This is a genomic window from Pseudoalteromonas sp. APC 3691 (assembly GCF_030408135.1).
Lineage (GTDB): Bacteria > Pseudomonadota > Gammaproteobacteria > Enterobacterales > Alteromonadaceae > Pseudoalteromonas.
This window is the reverse complement of record NZ_JASDCB010000120.1, coordinates 1-5,010: the sequence shown is the minus strand read 5'-3', so window position 1 is coordinate 5,010 and position 5,010 is coordinate 1. Positions and strand designations below refer to the sequence as shown.

6 protein-coding genes are annotated in these 5,010 nt (G+C 37.8%); 1 reads left to right on the top strand and 5 read right to left on the bottom strand.

Going from position 1 to position 5,010, the window contains the following annotated elements:
* Nucleotides 1-167: 167 nt before the first annotated feature.
* The 3 genes from QL998_RS20280 to QL998_RS20270 all read right to left on the bottom strand — a co-directional run bounded on the left by QL998_RS20280 (nt 168) and on the right by QL998_RS20270 (nt 2,677).
* Nucleotides 168-683, bottom strand: coding sequence for a DUF2489 domain-containing protein (locus QL998_RS20280; protein ID WP_010553820.1), 516 nt, complete (start codon nt 681-683; stop codon nt 168-170).
* A gap of 12 nt (nt 684-695) precedes the next feature.
* The gene (gene yihI, locus QL998_RS20275; RefSeq protein WP_182198060.1) at nt 696-1,292 is read right to left on the bottom strand and encodes a Der GTPase-activating protein YihI; all 597 of its coding nucleotides are present in this window, start codon (nt 1,290-1,292) and stop codon (nt 696-698) included.
* 752 nt (nt 1,293-2,044) lie between these two features.
* Nucleotides 2,045-2,677, bottom strand: a complete 633-nt coding sequence (locus tag QL998_RS20270; protein WP_290193371.1) for a c-type cytochrome — start codon at nt 2,675-2,677, stop codon at nt 2,045-2,047.
* A gap of 281 nt (nt 2,678-2,958) precedes the next feature.
* On the opposite strand from QL998_RS20270, the gene yihA reads away from it, so the two are divergent.
* Complete coding sequence (gene yihA / locus QL998_RS20265; protein WP_007377272.1) at nt 2,959-3,627, top strand: ribosome biogenesis GTP-binding protein YihA/YsxC; 669 nt, start codon at nt 2,959-2,961, stop codon at nt 3,625-3,627.
* A gap of 9 nt (nt 3,628-3,636) precedes the next feature.
* On the opposite strand, the gene QL998_RS20260 is transcribed toward yihA, so the two are convergent.
* Nucleotides 3,637-4,155, bottom strand: coding sequence for a DUF1285 domain-containing protein (locus QL998_RS20260; protein WP_010553821.1), 519 nt, complete (start codon nt 4,153-4,155; stop codon nt 3,637-3,639).
* Nucleotides 4,152-4,739, bottom strand: a complete 588-nt coding sequence (locus QL998_RS20255; RefSeq protein ID WP_007582084.1) for a YceI family protein — start codon at nt 4,737-4,739, stop codon at nt 4,152-4,154. The genes QL998_RS20260 and QL998_RS20255 overlap by 4 nt, the downstream gene beginning before the upstream one ends.
* Between the last annotated feature and the right edge of the window lie 271 nt (nt 4,740-5,010).

The following is a 5,010-nucleotide window of genomic DNA, read 5'->3' as shown; positions in this document are numbered from 1 at the left end:
TGGCAAAACTCAGTCGTAAGGTGTAATTCTTTAATAAATTCAGACATAAAAATAGGCCACAACTTCTGTTGTAGCCTATTATGAGCCCTTTGAAAGATCGTTCAATTAGCTTAAACGATCTGCATTAGACCAAGGTCTGCTTTTTTTGAGTACTCGAAAAACTAAAGCTAGTTAAAAACCACTTTATCGCTGCCAGGAGCGGCTTTAAACTCGATGATAATTTTAGCGCAATCGGCTTTAACTTCATCTTTAAGTGTTTCTTCAGCTTGCCAGCGAGCTTTATCTAGCTTAAAAATTTCTTTTTTAGCATATTTTTTACGTGCATCGTGTGTCGGCATTTCTTTAACTACCTGGTACATTTTATAAATGCCAGGATATTGTGTCGTTAAATCACGCTCGCTCTCAAAGCCATATTGAGACATAAGTACCCAAATACGTAAACAGCCTTCAGAAAACTCACACTGCTCTTCATTCATTGCACGCGCAATTAAATGAATACTATCGGCTAGTTTGGCATTTCGCTTTAAACGCGACTTCTCAAGCTTTTGCTTTTGTTCAGCCTGCGTTTTAGCAATTAACTTTTTTTGCGCATTTAACTTATACAGCAACTGACCCGCATAAAATGCCAGACCAACTATTATAGCAGCGCCTAAAAGTAAGGCTAAAATTACCGCGGTACTCATTATTTATCCTTACTATTTGTCGTCTTCATCTAACCATTCGTTGGCTAAATCGTCAGATAAGTATTGATCGAAATCAGAATTGCCTTTGCTTTCAATATCATCTGCAAGGTCATCTTCAAACTCGTCTTCATCCTCGTCTTCAATACCAAGAATTTCACATAACGCCTGATGGCGAGCAATACGGCTATTAAAGTACTTAGCATCTTTACCAGTTAGCATTTCACCTTCTTCATGACGCTCTACTAATTTAAGTAAACGCTCGTCATTCTCAAGTGCTTCTAGCTCTTGTTCAGGTGTAAATTCAGGCTCGATTACCTTTTTCAGCTCAATACTTGGTTTTAAGTTGCGTTTCATTTCAACTTTAGGCTCAGGCGCAGTTGCAATTAATGGTACCGGCTTTTTACTGCCTACACGCTTATCTTTAGGCGCGTGACCAGCATTATGGCTTTCGCTATCTAGTAAATCTGGCGCGTTACGAGAACCTGGCTTAGCGCCTTTGTTTTTTTTAACTCGCTGCTCTTTTAATGCGCGCATTTCTTTAAGCTTATCTTGGCTTAAACGAACAGGTCCGTTTGCTGGGCTTTTGCGTGACTTTTTAGTTCTACTCATATCTTGATCATCTCACTTAAGAGGTTTTGAGCGAAGCGCAAATTAATGGGCATCGCAGTGCTGGCCTAGCCAGAAGAATTCAGTTTGCGCTTAGAGGTTGGGTCTCTCATTTAAAAGCGCCTTAGCTAATTAATCGCTAATTTTAAACGGTGGGTATTGTAACAGGACAAATAAAAAGGCGGTAGAGAAAACATCTCTACCGCCTGCTAATCTGAGCGCCATTATCTGGACACTTCTCCCTTCGACTTTTTTTAGTCTTTATTATTTTTATTATTATCAGTCCGTATTGTTATTATTTTTACGTTCCTTGTTACATTCCATTTTGTTTTTATTACTAAACTTCCATGAGTTTTTTATTATTTTCGGTCATCCTGACACTTTTTTATTATTTCCTTTAGTAGCACTAATCTTATGCTATGTAGTCATGCCGCGTTACTTTCCTTGATAGTTATTTCCGTTTTGTTATTGTTGTTTTGCGACAGTGGTTAATTTACTCGTTAATGATTTTGTTACAACTGGTTTATATAACTTTTATTATCTTTATTACATTGAGATATAAAAATAAACATAAATTACAATAAGTTAATCAATAATAAAAAATAAAAAGAAGACTTTTCTTACAACCAGACATGGTCAATGTCTTACATTGAAACGGACGATATCGTTAATTTTTGACACAAAAAAAGCAGCCTAGGCTGCTTTTTTTAACACATTGTAGTTTATTTATTATTAACTACTAAATAAATACGACTTTAGTGTAAGCCACCTAAATACTGAGAAAGTACTTCGATGTCTTTATCTGTTAATTTTTTTGCAATATCGCCCATCATGCCATTTAAGTCATTATGACGAGTACCATCACGGAACTTTTCAAGTTGAGCCTTGATATATCCTGGATGCTGAAAAGAAATTTTTGGAAACTTAGCAAGTGACGAGCCATTACCACGTGGGCCATGACATGCTGCACATGATGGAATTCCACGTTCTGCATCGCCTGCTTTAAAAAGCATCTCGCCAACTTCAACAACATCTTTAGGTGTAGCACCTTCAGTCATGTTCATTGAAGAAAAATAAGCAGCTAGATCTTTCATGTCTTGCTCGCTAAGTGGCATAGCCATAGCGCTCATTACTGGATCCATACGCCCTTCTTTGCCGCCTGATGTCATACCTAATTTTAAATCCTGAAGTTGCTTAAGGATATAATCTGGATGTTGACCTGCAATTTTAGGGTAAATATTAACCGGCGCATTACCGTCTGGGCCGTGACAAGCCGCACACGTTACTGATTTTTCTTTACCTGCGTTTACATCGCCATCAAATGCTGTTGCGTTGCTTGCTGACAACGCACCAAGCAATATTGTTAAAGATAGTGCTATTTTTTTCATGGTGAATTCTCTGTTTCCGACCCTGTATCATCTACAATCGTGATGTTGTAATACATATATTCTACACGATAATAAATTCTCTGGCACGTTTTCTACACATATTAAGCTTATAATTTACAGGGTTTTGACTTAGATTAAGCTTTAACATGTTTTAAATGTACCATAGGTGCTGTTTTTAGGTGGTTAAATACGCTTTTTAATACATCCTTTATAGTATAAAATACGCGCCCTGAGTGAATTTGGTTTACTCAACGTTATTTATTTAAGTTTTAGGAGAGCCTGTGCTCAAATCTCGTATCAAATATAATACTGCGTCTTTCGTAACAAGCGCTCCCGACATTACTAAATTACCTGCTGATACGGGAATTGAAGTTGCGTTTGCCGGTCGTTCCAACGCAGGTAAGTCGAGTGCATTAAATGCATTAACCGATCAGAAGCTAGCACGTACAAGTAAAACACCTGGACGTACTCAGCTAATCAATACATTCGATTTAGCTGATGTTGACGATATGCGCCTTATCGATTTACCAGGCTATGGTTTTGCTAAAGTACCAATCGAAATGAAAAAGAAATGGCAAAAATCGCTAGGCGAATACCTACAAAAGCGTCAAAGCTTAAAAGGTATTGTTATTTTAATGGATATTCGTCATCCATTAAAAGATTTAGACCGCGATTTAATTAATTGGGCTATTGGTAGTGAGATTCCAGTATTGGCACTATTAACTAAAGCCGATAAATTAAAGCAAGGCCCTCGTAAATCACAAGTACTGCAAGTTCGTCGTGAATTAAGCACGCTTGATGGGGATATTACAGTTCATGCATTTTCATCATTAAAAGGCACGGGTTTACCAGAAGTAGCTAAAAAACTAGATGAATGGTTTTTAGGTCCTGTTATTGCTGTACCACCTACCGATGAAACAATCACAGACGAAACTAACCCAGAGGCTTAAACGCTGGCGTTACGATAAATAAAACTGCTTTCCTGCAGATTTAATAAAATAGCCGAGCTTATCAGACTCGGCTTTTTCAGCCCACTGATAATATACGCTTCGCGCAACACGCGCACTACAGCCATAAGGTAGCTTTAGATAAGGCACTTTTGACCCTTTATAGTCTTTTATAACTAAAGGCTGCTGAGCGCTCACCAACCACTGCCTAGCTAAATTATCAATACAACACAACACCTGCCCTTGCACTGTATTTTCAAAACGCCAATCAACAATAATAAACGGCGCATCATCAACCGTTATTGTTATTTTTTCGACAGGTGTTTTTAAATAAAATTGCTCACCTTCTTTACATAGAACAGAAGCAAACAGCTTCACCATGGCTGGGCGTGTTATTTCGCTGCCATCGTAAAACCATTTCCCCTCATGATTAATGACAATTGGCAGTTCACCACAATGATTAGGCTGCCAACTATCAAAAGGTTTGCTTGGCTCGCTTAATTGCTTGCTAAGCTCACTTAAAGAAATCACTGTTTTTTAAGTGTAATTGCAAATGTAACAGGCACTGCTGTCGCAATTGAAGGTAAGCCCGCTAGCTCTTGCAGCTTTTTAACGCCTTCAGTTACACCAAAATCATCACTATTAATAATAATAGGTGTTAATGATGATACCGTTAAATCACCACTTTGCGTGCTGTTAACGAGTACATCAATTGCCAATGGCTTTTTATTACCGTGAAAATCAAGCTCAGCTTTAATACCCTTCAATACATATTGACCAGGCTTTTTAATATTGCTCAGTTCTTTAGTTAAATTTGCAGTTAAAACAGCATTTGGAAATTTAGCCGCTTCGAATAAAAATGTCGTTAAACGCTCATTACGAATAGGAATTAGAGTTTCGGCTGATGTTAAATCAACATTAACGCTAAACTCGCCTTTATCAGAAAGCATACCTTCAAGGTTAGTAAAATGGTGAGCTTCAGCAATCGAATCTTTTTTAATTGAAACAAAGCTTAGTTGGCTTTTATCATTCACTAGCTGCCAATTGGCCTGAGCAACATTAGAAATAACTAAACTTGATAAAGAAAAACCTGCAATAGCTAATGCTTTAAACATAACGCACTCCTTAGTAATAAAATGAAAAGAATAATATCACTTCGATGGTATCACCTGCGATGTACCCAAACCACCTCGAAATGACGAATGAATAATACAATTGGTATAGCGCAAAAAAGAATTAATTAGATAGGATTTTTAGGCGTAAAACATCGAGTAGGGTGAGGCTTTTGCCTCATCCCTCTCACAGAACCGTACGTACGGGCCTCGTATACGGCTCCTGTATTCTTCTATCCCTTCGGCTTATTTTCTAAACGCCGATTGAGCAAGC